This is a genomic window from uncultured Chitinophaga sp. (assembly GCF_937874145.1).
Lineage (GTDB): Bacteria > Bacteroidota > Bacteroidia > Chitinophagales > Chitinophagaceae > Chitinophaga.
Genome location: NZ_CALNBI010000071.1, coordinates 1 through 15,523, shown reverse-complemented (window position 1 = coordinate 15,523; position 15,523 = coordinate 1). Strand labels below are relative to the sequence as shown.

Sequence of the window (15,523 nt, the reverse complement as noted above, 5' to 3'; positions counted from 1 at the left end):
TTCACCACTTCCGAAGTTTTACAAAACCTCTTGATTTCGATATGCCCAACCGGAATTTCGACGCCCGCCATTATCACGATCCCCTCGTCACCATCGCCCACCTGTTCAGCCCAGCACTGCGCCCCGGCCACAGCGACCGCATCAAAATACTGGAAGCCCTGTACGACAGCCGCCACGAAGCGCAGGAGCGCCTCTGGTCGGGCGATAAATTGTCTACGTCATACGTCCACACCCGCATCAAACTATGGCCGGAGCAACACCTGGCGTATACAGAGAAATCCATCACCGTCTACAATGCCGCACAATGGGGCACCGCCGAAGGCATCTATTCCTTCGAACTGCCCGAAGGCGGCGTGGTAACTTCCCTTTCGCTCTGGATCAACGGGAAAGAAGAAAAAGCCATTCTTACCACCAAAGAAAAAGCCGATACGGCCTATAAAACGATAGTAGGGGTGGAGCAACGTGATCCTTCACTGGTGCGCTGGCAGGAAGGGAATACGGTTTCCGTGCGCGTTTTCCCGGTAAACAGTATGGATTCCAGGGTGTTCAGGATCGGCGTCACCGCTCCGCTGAAAGTGGAAGACGGCAGGATGATCTACGACAACATCGCCTTCAGGGGCCCCGTTTTCCGCCGCGCCACCGAATACACCAGCATTTCCAGTGAAGGCGAACCGCTCGACGAAAAACCCGCCGGTTTCTCCCGCAACGGCAACTTGCTCGAAAGGGAAGGAGCCTACCGGCCCGACTGGCAACTGTCTATGCCCCTGTTGCCTCTCCGGCCCCAGACCTTCGCCTTCAACGGGAACGCTTACACGATCCAGCCGTATGAAGCGGAACGGTCCACCGTGGCCACCACGGCGATTTACCTCGACATCAACCATTCGTGGACCCGCGCCGACATGCGGAACATCTTCGCCATGGCGGGCAACATCCCCGTGAAAACTTTTACCGGTGACAAGTTCGTCTCCCTTACAAAAGAGAACTTCCGGGAGTTCGTGGAACCGCTGTTGAAACACCGCTTCAGCCTTTTTCCGTTCCACCGCATCCCGGACCCGGCTGGTGCGCTGGTGATCACCAGGAACACAGGTGTTTCCCCCGCGCTGGCAGATCTGGAAAGCAGTGTTTTCAGGATGAAACTGGCCGATCGCCTCGCCGATCCTTCATTCCCTAAAATCCGCCTGTACGACCTCGGCGCCCGGCTTTCCCCGTACCTCGCCAGCCTCAAAGCCTCACGCACTTTCCGTTACGAACAAGGCAACCTCGATCAGCTGCGGGAACTGTTGAATAAAGGCCTCTTCACCGCAGACCCCGAAACACCGGATAAGGTGGTGATCGATGCAGCGAAAGCGGCGATCGTCCGCCGGGCCGACAGTACCGCCACCGGCACCGCGCCCGACCATCTCATGCGCCTCTTCGCCTACAACCACATCCTCCAGCAAACCGGCAGGGGCCTGATAACGGGCAGCCTGGGGCAGGAGCACCTGGTTGCCGCCGCCAAAGAGGCTTACGTGGTGTCGCCCATCAGCAGCCTGGTGGTGCTCGAAACGCAGCAGGATTACGACCGCTTCGGTATCCACGACGAAGGCAACAGCCTGAAAAACGCCTCGCTGAACGGGAACGGCGCTGTGCCGGAACCACACGAATGGGCGCTCATTATCCTCGCTATTGTATCCTTATACTTATACCTCAACCGCCGCAGATGGACCGTCTCCAACGCATAGTACCCGCCTTGATATGGACGGCCCTTTACGCCGGCATCGCGCTGTTTGCCCTGGATGATTATATGGAGTGGGGCTCCAACGGGTTTATCCTCGGCGCGGCGACGGTGCCGGTCGTACTGCGGGCGGATGGGGCCAACAAGCGCAGCCTGCGCTATTTCTACGCCGCCCTGGCCTGCTGCCTGCTGGCCTGGATGGTGCCGGCCAAAACGCTGCTCTTCGCCACGCTCGTGCTGGCGCTGTGCTTCCTGGCCGAAAGCTGCTTCGGTAAAATCAACGCGCTGCCCATGATGGCGCTGATGCTCATGGCGCCCGTCTTCCAGTATGTGACCCAAATTTTCACCTTTCCTATCCGCCTGCACCTGACCCGCTTTGCCGGCGCCATCCTGCGCCTGGCAGGGCGGGAGGTGACGACCGAAGGCAATGTGATGCTCCTCAACGGCACGGAATTCTCCGTAGATCCCGCCTGCATGGGCCTCAGCATGATGGTCACCGCCATCCTCTGCGGGATCGCGGCAACGGGCATTGCGCAGAAGAAAAGCGGCAAAACCCTGCCGCTGTGGGCGCTCATGGGCTGGCTGGGCTTCATTCTCTGCCTCAATACCGGCTCCAATCTCTTCCGCATCGTGCTGCTCGTGCAATTCCAAATCCTTCCCGGCCAGGTGATGCACGATGTAGTAGGGCTTCTCTGCCTGGGCCTCTACGTCCTCATCCCCATTTTCTACCTCACGCCGCGGCTGGTCAACCGTTTCGGGAAAACGCGGGAAGAACGTAGAGAAACCACGCAACACCCGCGGTACATCGTGTTGCAGGCGCACCTCTCGCTCGCGGCATGCATCTTCCTGCTGGCTTACAAAGTAAACCTGCCGAAAACGGCGGAAGCGGCTACAACGCCCGTAGTGCCGGGGTTTGCCGCTACCGCGATGAAAAACGATGTGCTGAAACTGGAGCGCGACGGCGCTTTGTGGTATGTCAAGAAGATAAAAGACGGCTACTACACCGATCACCATCCCACCATTTGCTGGCAGGGGAGCGGGTTTGTTTTCCGTAAAGTGAAGGAAGAACAGATCGCGGGAATCCCGCTATTCACCGGCGTACTCGAGAAAGGGAAGGAGCAGCTTTACACGGCCTGGTGGTACGACTGCGGAACGCTGCAAACGGTTTCGCAGCTCGAATGGCGCTGGAACGCCCTCGCCAAAAGGAGCCGCTTTGCCCTCGTAAACGTAACGGCCGGCAGCAGGGAAGCCCTCATCGCCGAGATCCACCGGGCACGGCAGCACGGTTCCGTCCGGTTGGCGATGGGTTTGGAATGATGTTTCAGGACGCGCGGGCCGCGGGGTCCTGTTTGAAGATTTCGCTGAGCAGGCGGTATAATTCGGGGTGATGGGTTTGCATGCTGTCGGGCTTCTCAAAGAAATACTCCGCCGTTACCGCCAAAAATTCGCTCTGGTTCATGGCCGCATAAGGATTGATTTCGCTATGCCCTGATTCGATCCGCCGGATCTCTTCGTGCATCACCTGCAACCAGGGCAGGCTCGTGATATTGTGCAGCAGGGATTGCGGAAGGCCGTCCACATACCCGTCGGTTTTATCGACCAGGTGCACGAATTCATGGATCGCCGTATTGCTCTTGCCGGCATGATCTGAGAACCCCGCGCGCAGGGCGCTTCGGGAAAGGAGCATCTGCCCGTTCATATGCCCGCTGCCCACCATACCGAGGATATTGCGGCGGTCGCCCTCGAACTGGTAATGCTCGTCGAACGTATCCGGGTAGAGGATGATATTGGTAAGATTGCGGTACTTCCAGCCGGGGAAGCTGAAAATGGGGATGACGGCGCTCGCCGCGATGAGGATCCTGTCCAGGTCTTCAACTTCCGTACCTACGCCCTCGATCGTCACATGCCCGAGGAAGGTCTCTACTTCACCGGCGAACCGCTCTTTCTCGGATGCCGTGAGTTGCTGGTAATACCGGACATGCGTTTCGAGCATACTCGCCGTATCAGCGGGCACGGAACCGGGTGCCGATTTTTTCGGCCGGTAGAACCACCAGAAAAGAAAAGCGATCACCGCCACGGGGATCAATACGGGTAACACCTGCGCAAATTCCAAATTAAATGCCATCGGGAACAATTTACGAAGGAAAATTGTTTTAAAATGCAAACAATCAACAGACCCGTACATGCCCCGCTGGTTAAGAATTACCCTCATCACCACCGGCAGCCTCGTGTTGCTGGTAATCGTACTCTGGCTCGTGCTGGCCCTTGTTATCCGCAGCCGCAAGGCCGATATCCTGGCCGACATCACCCGCCAACTCAGCGAACGCCTCAATGGCGACCTCGTTATCCGCGACATGGAGCCCTCGCTCGTGCGCAGCTTCCCGCAAATATCGGTGACGCTGAAAGACGTATCCCTGAAAGATAGCCTCTACGACCGCCATCACCACGCACTGCTCGACCTGAAGGAAGTATACGTTAAAGTCAACACGTTCGCCCTCATCCGCCGCAGCGTTTCCATCCGCGAAGTCAGCATCGAGAACGGAGACATCTATTTCTACACCGACAGCCTCGGCTACTCCAACGGTTATCTCCTCCAGGGAAAAGCAAAGAAAAAAGATTCCACCGCCACCAAATCATCACCGGTCATCGGCGAATTTTCCCTGAAAGACGTCCGGGTCACCCTGGAGAACCAGCAGAAATGGAAACACTTCCAGTTCGACGTCAAACAGCTTGAAGGCCGCATGCAGGAAAACGATTCCGGTTGGCAGGCCCGCATCCATCCCGAAATCCTCATCGCCGACATGCAATTCAACACCACCAAAGGCAGCTACGCGAAAGGCAAAACGCTCTCGGGCCCCATGAACCTGCAATTCATCGCAGCCGGTAAAAAACTCCGCATCCCCCGGCAAACAATCAAATTCGACCAGCAGCCCGTCCAGCTCGCGGGCGAGTTCATTTTTTCCGAAGCGCCGCCCGCCTTCCATTTGCAGATCAACGCCGATAATATCCCCTTCAAATTCGCCACCACGCTGGTTACGCCCAATATCACCGCCAAACTTTCTCCCATCGATTTCGGGCAGCCGCTGAACGTGGCCGCCGACATCCGCGGGCATATGAAGTTCCGGGATACGCCCTATGTGCACGTTACCTGGCAGGTGCGCGACAACCGGCTGACCGGCGCCAACCTCGCACTGGAGAAAGTAAATTTCGACGGCGCCTTCCTCAACGAAGTGTTTCCCGGCCAGGGCCACAATGATGCCAATTCGCGGCTGAGCGTGTACCGCTTCTCCGCGGAATACGACAGTATCCCCGTCACCGCCGATACCATCCGCATCCTCAACCTGCAGAAACCCCTGCTCACCGGGCGCTTCCGGTCGAAGTTCCCGCTGGTGCGCCTCACGCACGCGCTCGATCATCACCTGTTTCATTTCAATGCGGGACAGGCGGAAGTGGACCTGCAATACGCGGGCTCCTGGGATGCGAAAGATACCATACCCGGGGCGCTGGAAGGCTTCGTGAACATCAAAGACGGCGCTTTCACCTACGTGCCGCGCAACCTCGGCGTCACCAACTGTAATGCACGACTCGATTTCACGCAGGGCCACCTGTACCTCCGGGATATCCGGGTGCAGTCGGGCGCCAGCAAAGTGGAAATGGACGGCAGCATCCTCAACATCCTCAACCTGTATTTCTCCGCGCCGGAAAAAATCGTGCTGAACTGGAACGTTCGCAGCCCGATGATCAACCTCAACGAATTCCAATCCTTATTCGGCCGGCGCGCCAAACATAAAACACACGCCCAGGCAAAGCAGAACCGCCATATGCGTGCCCGCTTCTCCCGCCAGCTCGACACCATGCTGGAACTCTCCAGCGTGCACATGCAGGTGGCGCTGGATAAGGTACGCTACCGGAAATTCAACGCCAGCAACGTGAAGGCGGATGTGCACATGGGGCAGGACGGCGTCCGGTTCAACAACGTCGGCTTGCAGGCCGTGGGCGGCCAGATGCAGCTGAGCGGCGCCATCACCCAGCAGCCGAAAGGCGACCGTTTCCACCTCGACGCGGATATCCGGCAGGTGCAGGTGGACCAGCTTTTCCAGGCGTTCGAGAATTTCGGGCAGGATGGGATTACGGCCCAAAACCTCCGCGGCGTGTTTTCCGCAAAGGCGAAGGTGACGGGCGGGGTGAAGGAAGACCTCAGCATCCAGCCCAAATCCATCAACGGCAGCGTGAACTTCAACCTCAGCAAAGGCGCGCTGCTGAATTTCGAACCGCTGGTAAACGTAGGGAAATTCGTTTTCCGGAAGCGCGACATGTCCAACATCACATTCGAAAACATCCGCAATACGCTGGACATCCGCGGCAACAAAATATACATCCACCCCATGCTCATCGCTTCCAGCGTGCTGAACATCGAAGTGGAAGGCACGTACGGCATACCCAAGGGCACCGATATCAAGCTGAAAGTACCGCTGCGCAACCCGAAGAAAGATGAACTGGTGACCGACGCCGAAGAGCTGCGCAAACGCCGGAAAAGCGGCATCGTCGTGAACCTTCATGCCGTGGATGGCGAAGACGGCAAGGTGAAGTTCAAACTCGGGAAAGGCGACTGACCCCGGAATGAGGAAATTCAGCCCCGGCGAAAGGCTTTTTCCGGCGGAAGGGCAGGAGGAACCGTTTTTGCAGGAATATGTTTTTAATCAACGCGTTAAAAACTAATGTCATGGAAAAACAATCGCTGCAAGACAAAAAAGTAGCCGTATTGGTTGCAAACGGGTTTGAGGAATCAGAATTTACCGAGCCCGTAGCCGCGCTGAAAAACGCCGGCGCCCAGGTGACCGTCGTTTCCCTCGAACCAGGAAAAGTGAAAGCCTGGGCCGAAAAAGACTGGGGCGGCGAATATGAAGTGAATGAGACGGTAGACCGCGCTTCATCAGAAAATTACGACGCGCTCGTATTGCCCGGCGGGCAAATGAACCCCGACTTCCTGCGCGCCAACGAAGAAGCGGTGCGTTTCGTAAAAGGGTTTATGGAAGAAGCCAAACCCATCGCCGCCATCTGCCACGGCCCCTGGACGCTCATCGAAGCCGGCGCCGTGCGGGGCAGGAAAATGACATCTTACCATTCCATCAAAACGGACCTCATCAATGCCGGCGCCGATTGGATAGACCAGGAAGTGGTGACAGACAATGGCCTGGTAACGAGCCGCAGCCCGAAAGACCTGCCCGCATTCTGCGCCAAAATGGTCGAAGAGATCGCCGAAGGGCAGCATTTGTCCAGAAACAGGGGTGTACATCAGCTGGGATAGGATGTTAAACCGCCCGATCCGTTAAACACTGCATCATCTGCTGTGTTATATTTGACAGTAAGAATCCCATCAACTCAGCATATGAATCAAAACAACAACCGTCCCCGCGCGGGCATGCTCTATGAACAATCCACCGTTATCAACGTATCCAAAACCGGCCGGATCATTTCATCCGCGGCAGGCGCGTCCCTCGTGTACCTGGCGATTGCCGGCATGAAGGAATCGCCCATCAAAAATATCGGCCGCCTGCTGGTGGGCGGATACCTGTTGTACCGGGGGCTTTCGGGCAACTGCCCGATCACGGCCGCCATCGACGATGAGCAGCGCCCCAGGCACGCCCGCGCAGTCAACATCCGCACATCCATGATCGTGAAACGCCCGAGGGGCGAAGTGTACGCCTACTGGCGGCAGCTCAACAACCTGCCAAACTTCATGGCGCACCTGCACGACGTGGAAGTGGTCGATTCGAAGCATTCGCATTGGACCATCAAACTAGCCGGCAACGTGATGCTGGAATGGGATGCCGAGATCACGGAAGACAAACCCGGTGAAGAACTCGCCTGGCGCTCCACCGAAGGTGCGGCAATCGCCAACGCGGGCAAGGTGCGTTTCAGGGATGCGGATGACGGCACAACGGAAGTATTGGTCACGTTTACATACCGCCCGCCGGCAGGGTTCATGGGCGCAGGGATCGCCCGGCTGATGAACCCCGCATTCGCACAGCTGGTAAGGCATGATATCAATCGTTTCAAACAGCATCTGGAAGCGTTTCCCACGGCGGATAATACCGCCCATGGCTGAAACCACCGGGCAAATCTCCGATCACTAACCCATACATTAAAAATGGCTGTTCCCGTAAAGGAAACAGCCATTTTCGTGTAATCCGTACATCCTGTATGCTATGGCCTAAAGGTTCGGAAAGTGTCTGGCCGCGGCGTGTTGGAAGTATCTTCACGCACTTTGCGGTCTTTCTTCTTCTTTTTCTTCGGAGTGGTGTCGCCCGGCTCCATGGGAACCGTGTCGGTCCAATGAACCGAAGGCGTCGATCCTGCAGGGCTCGAAAGTCCGGCCTGACTGCTCCAGGCTTGGCTCATCGCAACCACCACGAAGGCGATAATGAGGCTCAGGGGAGTGATCGTCGATTTCATGTGTAAAATGTTTAATGGTTATCAAATTGATATGGTTACTTAGTAGATTTTATACGTGCGGACGATATCTTCCCACTGGTCCTCCATATCGTCGTATTGTTCCTCATCGTTGTTCGGATCTTCTTTTAACTGGTCAGGATCGCCCGCCAGGTCGTTGTTGTACTCCACGGCTTCCGGGTCTTCAGGCCATCTTTCCTGCTCTCCTCCTGGCTTGAAGTCGGTGTTGAGGGGATTATCCCGGGCAGGCGTCCGTTTGTCCTGCCAGTTGCTAAGCTTTTGCATGATGAACGGTTTTTTGGTTAGATGATCATTTTCAAGTAAAACGGGCAATAACCGCTCCATCCGTACCAACCTCCAACAGCAGGAAAAGGGTAGGGCGGGTACGGTACAGAGTGGGTAATTGGCTCTACTGGCGGGGAATCAGGGTAATAGTTGTTTTTGACGGAGCGCGTCCAGCAGCCGTAGGATCAGCTGGTGACGGGATTTGTTGAAGGAAACGTCGGTACGGTTCGATATCCATAACGCCACCATCAGCTTGATATTCGCGCCTTCGATGTTTTCGAACCATACTTCCGGCGCTTTGCGCACGCTGCCCGTCTTCATCTGGTTCACCACGCCCATGGCCGTTTTCACGATATCATCGAGAACAGGTGCAGGTTCTTTATTGAATGGGATGAGCAGGTGCAGTTCTATTTTCCGTTCGGTGGTGAGGGAATGGTTGATGATGGGTTTCTGGAAGATGTCTTTATTGGGGATGATGAGGTGCTGCCCGTCGGAGGTTCGCATGGTGGTGGAGCGGAACTGGATGTTCTCTACAGTTCCCGTGAAACCGTTCGTTTCGATGACGTGCCCGGTGTCGAAGGGTTTGCGGAAAGTGATGTAAATGCCGGAAATGAAGTTGGACGTGAGATCCTGGAAAGCGAAGCCCAGGGCCAGGCCGAGGATACCGGCGCCCGCCAGCAGGGAGGATACCGCTTTATCCAGCTTCAATACTTCCAGCGCGGAAAACAGCCCGATGGCGAAGATGATGAAATACGCCACGCCGGCGAACAGATTGCTGATAGCTCTTTTGTCGGAGATGCGGCAGGAAAGCTTGTATACGAACTTTTTCACCAGCCGCGCCAGCAGGTAGAAAACCAGGAAGATAACGATCGCCAGGGCGAGATTGGGGAGCATTTTGATGGTTGCCTGGCCCCAGCGGTTGAGCTTTTCGAAGATAAGGTTAGTCCATTCCATACCTGTGGAAAAGCAAATTCTGCACCACAGCTGTAAAAAAACCTGCTCCCGGGAAGGAAGCAGGTTCGCCCTTGATTCCCGGCGTCACCAGCCGGGAAGTACTTTTAGGTATTAAAACCGGCCAACAACGCCGAGTTTGATCCAGGTCACATCGTATCCGATTTCAGAGTATACACCGAATCCGGGGGTGAAGAAGTAACGGGCGCCGGCGATGAAGCCCACATGCACGTTATTGTCGTTCCAGTCGCTTGTACCTACGCCATAGTCCGCCTCACCGGTATACTTTTGTTTGGCGATACGGGCGCCGATCTGGAGCGCGCCATAGAGGTCCAGGTTTTCGACTTTGATGATCTCGGAACTGAGATGGTAAGCACCGCGCAGGGCGATCACCATGTTGCTGTACTTCCATTTACCGCGGGTTTCCACGTCTTCGTAATCCAGGAAAGTGCTTTCCCATTTAACGCTGCGGTAAGAAGTAGTGAGCCCTGCACCGAAGGTGCCCGGCCCTACTTTGAACGGCAGCATGCGCTCGTAGGTGAAATTCAGGGTGGGCATCCCTTTGGCGCCAGAAGCATAATCGAGGGTATTGCCGAAACCGATGCCGGCCTGCACATAGTTCTTTTGGTCCTGTGCCGCAGCGGTGCCGAAAAGGCCGCTTACGAGGAGAAATGCTGATACAATTTTCTTCATGTTTGAAAAGATGGTTTTGAGATGACGTTTTTGGGATTACGGCTGCAAAAATATCCCGGTGAATCCAGGGAAACATCCGTAATCCTACCGGGTTTTTAAATTGAGTACTTCCCGCAATCTCCGCAGCGCTACGCAGATACACTGCGTTTGATGCAGTATATTTGCCCCATGTACGCGATAGTAGACATCGAAACCACCGGCGGGCACGCCAGCGCGGGGAAGATCACCGAGGTAGCCATTTTCCTGCACGACGGCATGCAGATCACCGGGAAATACGAAACGCTGGTCAACCCCGGCATCCCCATCCCCAGGTACATCCAGGCGCTCACCGGCATCACCGACGAAATGGTGGCCGACGCCCCGCTGTTCGAAGACATTGCCGAAAACGTCTTCAACCTCCTGCAGGGGCAGATTTTTATCGCGCACAACGTCAATTTCGACTATTCCTTCCTCCGCCACGAGCTCGATCACTGCGGCTACAAGCTACAGTCCAAAAAGCTGTGTACCGTGCGCCTGAGCCGCAAAGTCTTTCCCGGCTTCCCATCTTATAGCCTGGGCAACCTCTGCCGCCAGCTCAATATCGGGATCGTGAACCGCCACCGCGCCTCGGGCGACGCTTCAGCCACCGTCCGCCTCTTCGAACTGATGCTCGCGGCCGACAAGCAGGGCGCCATCGCCCAGGCGCTCAATGCCCGCTCCAAGGACAAATGGCTGCCGCTGCACCTGCCGCAGGAGTATGTCGACGATCTGCCGTCGACCCCGGGCGTGTACTATTTCCATAATGAAAAGGGGAAAGTGGTGTATGTGGGGAAGGCGCGGAACATCCGCAAGCGCGTGACCAGCCATTTTACGGGCAACAGCGCCGGCCGGCAGCGGCAGGAGTTCCTGCGCAACATCCACAGCATTACGTTCGAGAAAACGGGTACGGAACTGATGGCGTTCATCCTCGAATCCATCGAGATCCGCCGCCTTTGGCCGCAATACAACAATGCACAGAAGCGCGTGGAGTCCAAATTCGGGTTCTATACGTTCGAAGACCAGCAGGGATACCTGCGCCTGGCAATCGAAAAGAGAAGAAAATATACGACGCCGGTATTCGCCTTCAACCTCCTGGCCGAAGGCCACAACCTCCTGCGCCAGCTGATCCGGGAGTTCGGGTTATGCCCGAAGCTCTGCTTCCTGCAAACCAGCCCCGATCCCTGCACCGGGATAGCCGAAAAAACCTGCAAAGGCGCCTGCGAGAAAAAGGAAAAACCCGCGAAATACAACCAACGCGTCCTGGAAGCGATCGGGCATCTCCAGTCCGCCCAGCCTTCCTTCCTTATCCTCGACGCCGGGCGGCAAGCCACGGAGCAAAGCTGCATCCTCATGGAAAAAGGGAAATTCTACGGCATGGGATACGTTCCCCGCGATGTGGCCGTGTCCGATACCAATATGCTGAAAGACCTGCTCACCCAATACCCCGAAAACGAATTCATCCTCAACCTGTTACGTACTTACGCCAATAACAATGCCGGCAGGTTGGTACAAGTACCGGCATAAAATACACGAACCGGCAACCGGAACTGTTATTTTACGACATAGTACGGTTGCAGTACGGTACCTGTACTAAGCCAGTACTGCGTCCCTGCTAAGCGGATACATCGCGAACATCAAATCATTTCCCGCCACCCGGCCGCCTTCTTCTCCGCTACCGCCTTTTCCAGCTCTTTAGCGGCGTCTGCTTCATGCATGCAGGTCTTCACTTCGATCTGGCCATTTGTGCCGGATTTGCCGTAGCGGATGAGCAATTTCGCGCCGGAGGCTTTGATTTCCCAGAATTTCTCCTGTTTGCCTTCGCCCATGAGCAAGCGGGTGGTACCTTCTGGCAGGGTGTTCTCCTTTACTTCCGCAATGCCGCTGGCGGCAGGTTGCCGGCCGAGGCGTTTGAGGATGTCTTCCAGCACCTTTTCGGGATCCGACAGCCAGTCTTTCGCGTAAACCGTCATCGTCCGCCAGCCGAACGTTTCCATCACGGCGGGGCGCTGGTAATATTGTTCGAGTACGTTATCGTGCTGGTACCAGGCTTCATCGTCCACCTGGATCCCCAGGGCAAACTGCGCGTCTTCCGGCTTCGTTTTCACGGCCAGCGAGCAGCGGAAACCGCTCTGGCCTACTTGCTCGGTGACGGTTAGCCCTTCTTTTTCCAAAGCTTCGCGGATCTCCTGCAGCACCACGGTATCGCCGCTGCGGAAGCGGCCCTGCGGGCGGGCGGACGTCAGCCCGTCGAGGACGGTACGCGCCTGCTTCATATTGCCCGTGCTCACCTGTTCCGCGTATTGCAGGAATTTCGACAGGAAATTCGCACCGGGGTTATACAGGTTGGTGATCTGCCCGTGTTTGATGGAGCTCACGATCGCCATATGCCGCCTGGCACGGCTAAAAATTACATTCAGGCGCTTTTCGCCGCCCTTTTTATTGATGGGCCCGAAATGCATCGACATCTTCCCGCGCGCATCCGGCGCATAGCAAACGCTCAGGATGATGATATCGCGCTCATCGCCCTGCACATTCTCCAGGTTCTTGACGAACAGGCCGGTAAACTGACCGTTTTCGGTACGGGCCTGGGCTTCTTCCAGCAGATCGTCGAACGTGGGGTCCTGCGCGGCCAGCGCATCCAGCGCCGTGTTGATGGCTCCCTGCTGCTCCTGGCTGAACGCCACTATGCCAATGCTGTCTTTGGTCCGCTTCAGCAGTAATTCACGCACCAGGTGCGCGATGTATGCCGCCTCCGCCGTATTGCCGCGTTTGGCGTATACGCCCTGCTGGAGATGGTGGTAACTGATGCTGCGGTCGAAAAGGGCTTTGATATTGAACATCGCGTCCGACGGCTGCGCTACGCTGATGGGCTGCCGCTGCAATCCGTGCTCGCTGCGGTCGGGGATGGTGAGCAGTTCCGCATCATAAAAGGCGTGGTTGCTGTAGCTGATCAGGGTTTCGAAATGACTGCGGTAATGCCATCCGAGCATGAAACTGTTCATTTTGCGGGCTCCCTGCGTGAGGAGGCTGTCGGCATCCGCACTGAGCAATTCATCATCCGCCGGGTCGGCGCCGAGATCGTCGGGGTCGCCGGTGCGGGCGGAGAAAAAGTCGGTAGGCGGCATTTGTTTCTCATCGCCTACGATAATGGTTTGCGGTGCGCGGTACAGCGCGGGCACGCCTTCTTCCAGGGTGATCTGCGAAGCTTCGTCGAAAATTACGGCATCGAAGAAGGGCTGGTCGAGCGGGAAGGCATCGCTGACACTGAGCGGGCTCATGAGCCAGACGGGCTTGAGGTCGAGCAGCACCCTGCCGCTGGCGCGGGAGCACAGTTCGCGGATGCTTTTGTACCGCATGCTTTTGGAGAACTCATTTTCCAGGATGCGGCGCCCTTCCATGTAGGTTTCATCGGCCTTCTGGCTGCGCTGCACGTTGTCGAGGAACTGGCGGCGGATATTGGCGCGGATATAGGCGGCATTAAGCTGCAGCAGTTCGCCGTAACAATGCTTCACCGTGGCCACAGCCTGTTCGAGGTTATGGGCGCCGGTTTGCGCAAAGGATTTATTGTAGCGGTAAAGCTGGCGGAGTGATTTGCCGGCCATTCCTGCTTCCAGTTCCCCGGGCGTCCAGGGGAGGCGGCGGAGGGCGGATTTGAATCCTTCCGGCAGGCTGGTATAATTACCCAAAACGGGCAGCAGTTCTTCGAGGGCGGGTGCGTTGAGGCGGATGCCCTCGAGGAGGTCGGCCAGTTCGCCGAAAGGCTGGGGTGCGGGGTCGGCAAGGGTTTGGGAAAGCAGTGTTTCCAGTTTGAGCAGCGGCTCCTGCAGCGCCGCCAGGGTGCGCACGGTGTCGGGCGCGTTGGGGTGATGCAGCAGGTATTGGAGCGAAGGCTCCTGCAATTTGGTGCGCAATCTTTCCACCGCCAGCCAGGTCATTTCCAGCTGCGCGATGCGGTAGTCGGATTCGAGGGCTTTCCTGGCGCGGGCAGCCGTTGCCGCCGCATCGTATTCGTGTTGCAGTTGCTCCAGCAGGGATACGGCGGAAGGAGGGACGGCCCGAGACGAATAATCGTATTGCGCTTTCAGCGTCCTGTTCAGGCGGCGCCATTTGCCGGATAAAAACCGCCAGAAGGAATCCTCCTGCCGGCGGGCCACTTCCAGCCCTGCCAGGGTATCTTCAGGCGATAATTTCTGCCGCCAGCCCGAGTTCTGCGCCGCGGCATCATCGGCTGTCTTTTGCAGCGATTTCACTTCCGCAAACCTTCGCTCGAAGGTAACCGCGTCGGGATGCGAAGGGTCCACCAGCCGGAGGAGCCCCGCGCCGGCCAATGGCAGCAGCAGGGTCGCCTGCAACACCAGCGATTTCAGCTCATGCAGGCGGGTGGCGTGTTCCCTGGCGCTTTCCAGTTGCTCCACGAGGGCCAGGGCATCGCCCGTCAATTGTTTCAGCGTATGTATGGGTTGCGGTGAGGTGAATACGCTTTCATGCACACGGCTCAGCGGATGCGCGGCAAATACCGGTTCCGCACCGGTTTCTTCCAGCGCCTGTCCCAGCTGTTCCACCACATTCCCGAACTGCAGCCATTGCAGGTAGCCGGGCACCATTTCCTCCGTTTCCGCATCCGTAGCGGGTATCAATGGCTTGAGCGACAACAGCCTTTCGATAAGCGTTCGCACGGTTTCGCCGGCATGCGTGTCGTGGAATTCCTGCAGGAGCTGTAGCTGCCGCCGCAGGTTGTGCAGCAGCGCGTCGCGGCGGAGGGTGATCGTATGCAGATCCGTATCCGGCTTGAGCGCGGCTTCATAACTCAGTTTGAGGTCTTTGATGAAGGCGCGCTTGTCGGCCTGACTGTCATGGATATACGAACACAAATCCGCCAGTCCCTGTTGCTGCAGCCGATGGTACACCACGTCGAGCGCGGCGCGCTTTTCGCAGACGAACAGCACCTTCTTCCCCCGCGCCACAAAATCGGCGATCAGGTTCGTAATAGTCTGGCTTTTCCCCGTGCCGGGAGGCCCCTGGATGATATAGCTTTCTCCTTTCCGCGCCTGCAGGATAGCACGCGTCTATGTGGGATCTGCCTGAATAACATGGAACCATTCTTCCGGCAGGGCGGGCAGCTCCATTTCTTCATCCAGCGGGCGGGGATGGTCGCTGAACAGGTGGTCGAACACGCCGTGCCCCTGGCGTTGCTCGATGGCCGCGTTGTAATCGCGCACCAGGCTCATTTTCTTGTAATTGAAATTCCCCAGCACCATCTGGCAGGTGTCGAATTCCCAGCGGTAAGGGTTCGCTTCGGCCTCCGCCCATTCGAACAGTTCTTTTTCCGTTACTTCATCCGGTTCGGCAGGCGCGCCTTCCGGCTTCGGCACTTCCACGCCGGCCGTCTTCTTCCGGTATTGCTCCGCC

Annotated in this window: 13 protein-coding genes; 6 read left to right on the top strand and 7 right to left on the bottom strand. The window is 57.0% G+C overall.

Annotated elements, in window-relative coordinates:
* Together Q0510_RS03310 and xrtN are read left to right on the top strand one after the other, a co-directional pair.
* On the top strand, window positions 1-1,721 hold a 1,721-nt coding region (locus Q0510_RS03310; protein ID WP_298708236.1), incomplete at its 5' end, for an XrtN system VIT domain-containing protein.
* Window positions 1,700-3,031 carry an exosortase N gene (xrtN, locus tag Q0510_RS03305; RefSeq protein ID WP_298708235.1) on the top strand — a complete coding sequence of 444 codons (1,332 nt, stop codon included), beginning with the start codon at window positions 1,700-1,702 and terminating at the stop codon, window positions 3,029-3,031. The genes Q0510_RS03310 and xrtN, both read left to right, overlap by 22 nt.
* 4 nt (window positions 3,032-3,035) lie before the next feature.
* Here xrtN and Q0510_RS03300 read toward each other — a convergent pair whose 3' ends face one another.
* Window positions 3,036-3,839 (bottom strand): M90 family metallopeptidase, encoded by an 804-nt coding sequence (locus tag Q0510_RS03300; protein ID WP_298708233.1) that lies wholly within the window; start codon window positions 3,837-3,839, stop codon window positions 3,036-3,038.
* A 58-nt stretch (window positions 3,840-3,897) separates the two neighbouring features.
* On the opposite strand from Q0510_RS03300, the gene Q0510_RS03295 reads away from it, so the two are divergent.
* The 3 genes from Q0510_RS03295 to Q0510_RS03285 all read left to right on the top strand — a co-directional run bounded on the left by Q0510_RS03295 (window position 3,898) and on the right by Q0510_RS03285 (window position 7,823).
* Complete coding sequence (locus Q0510_RS03295; protein ID WP_298708230.1) at window positions 3,898-6,327, top strand: AsmA-like C-terminal region-containing protein; 2,430 nt, start codon at window positions 3,898-3,900, stop codon at window positions 6,325-6,327.
* 110 nt (window positions 6,328-6,437) lie between these two features.
* Window positions 6,438-7,022, top strand: coding sequence for a type 1 glutamine amidotransferase domain-containing protein (locus Q0510_RS03290; RefSeq protein WP_298708229.1), 585 nt, complete (start codon window positions 6,438-6,440; stop codon window positions 7,020-7,022).
* An 81-nt stretch (window positions 7,023-7,103) separates the two neighbouring features.
* Window positions 7,104-7,823 carry an SRPBCC family protein gene (locus tag Q0510_RS03285; protein WP_298708209.1) on the top strand — a complete coding sequence of 240 codons (720 nt, stop codon included), beginning with the start codon at window positions 7,104-7,106 and terminating at the stop codon, window positions 7,821-7,823.
* Between the two features lie 98 nt (window positions 7,824-7,921).
* Here the strand turns inward: Q0510_RS03285 and Q0510_RS03280 are convergent, their stop codons facing one another.
* From Q0510_RS03280 to Q0510_RS03265, 4 genes are all read right to left on the bottom strand, one after another.
* Entirely contained in the window at window positions 7,922-8,170 is a 249-nt protein-coding gene (locus tag Q0510_RS03280; RefSeq protein WP_298708207.1) for a hypothetical protein, read from the bottom strand.
* A 39-nt stretch (window positions 8,171-8,209) separates the two neighbouring features.
* Window positions 8,210-8,452, bottom strand: a complete 243-nt coding sequence (locus Q0510_RS03275) for a hypothetical protein (RefSeq protein ID WP_298708206.1) — start codon at window positions 8,450-8,452, stop codon at window positions 8,210-8,212.
* A gap of 138 nt (window positions 8,453-8,590) precedes the next feature.
* The gene (locus Q0510_RS03270; protein ID WP_298708204.1) at window positions 8,591-9,406 is read right to left on the bottom strand and encodes a mechanosensitive ion channel domain-containing protein; all 816 of its coding nucleotides are present in this window, start codon (window positions 9,404-9,406) and stop codon (window positions 8,591-8,593) included.
* A gap of 111 nt (window positions 9,407-9,517) precedes the next feature.
* Window positions 9,518-10,096 (bottom strand): outer membrane beta-barrel protein, encoded by a 579-nt coding sequence (locus Q0510_RS03265; protein WP_298708202.1) that lies wholly within the window; start codon window positions 10,094-10,096, stop codon window positions 9,518-9,520.
* Window positions 10,097-10,264: 168 nt separating this feature from the next.
* Here Q0510_RS03265 and Q0510_RS03260 point away from each other — a divergent pair, with 168 nt between their 5' ends.
* Entirely contained in the window at window positions 10,265-11,638 is a 1,374-nt protein-coding gene (locus Q0510_RS03260; protein ID WP_298708200.1) for an exonuclease domain-containing protein, read from the top strand.
* Window positions 11,639-11,748: 110 nt separating this feature from the next.
* Here Q0510_RS03260 and Q0510_RS03255 read toward each other — a convergent pair whose 3' ends face one another.
* Together Q0510_RS03255 and Q0510_RS03250 are read right to left on the bottom strand one after the other, a co-directional pair.
* Window positions 11,749-15,168, bottom strand: coding sequence for an AAA domain-containing protein (locus tag Q0510_RS03255; RefSeq protein ID WP_298708238.1), 3,420 nt, complete (start codon window positions 15,166-15,168; stop codon window positions 11,749-11,751).
* Between the two features lie 12 nt (window positions 15,169-15,180).
* Window positions 15,181-15,523: hypothetical protein (locus Q0510_RS03250; protein ID WP_298708198.1), on the bottom strand; the 343-nt coding region annotated here is incomplete at its 5' end.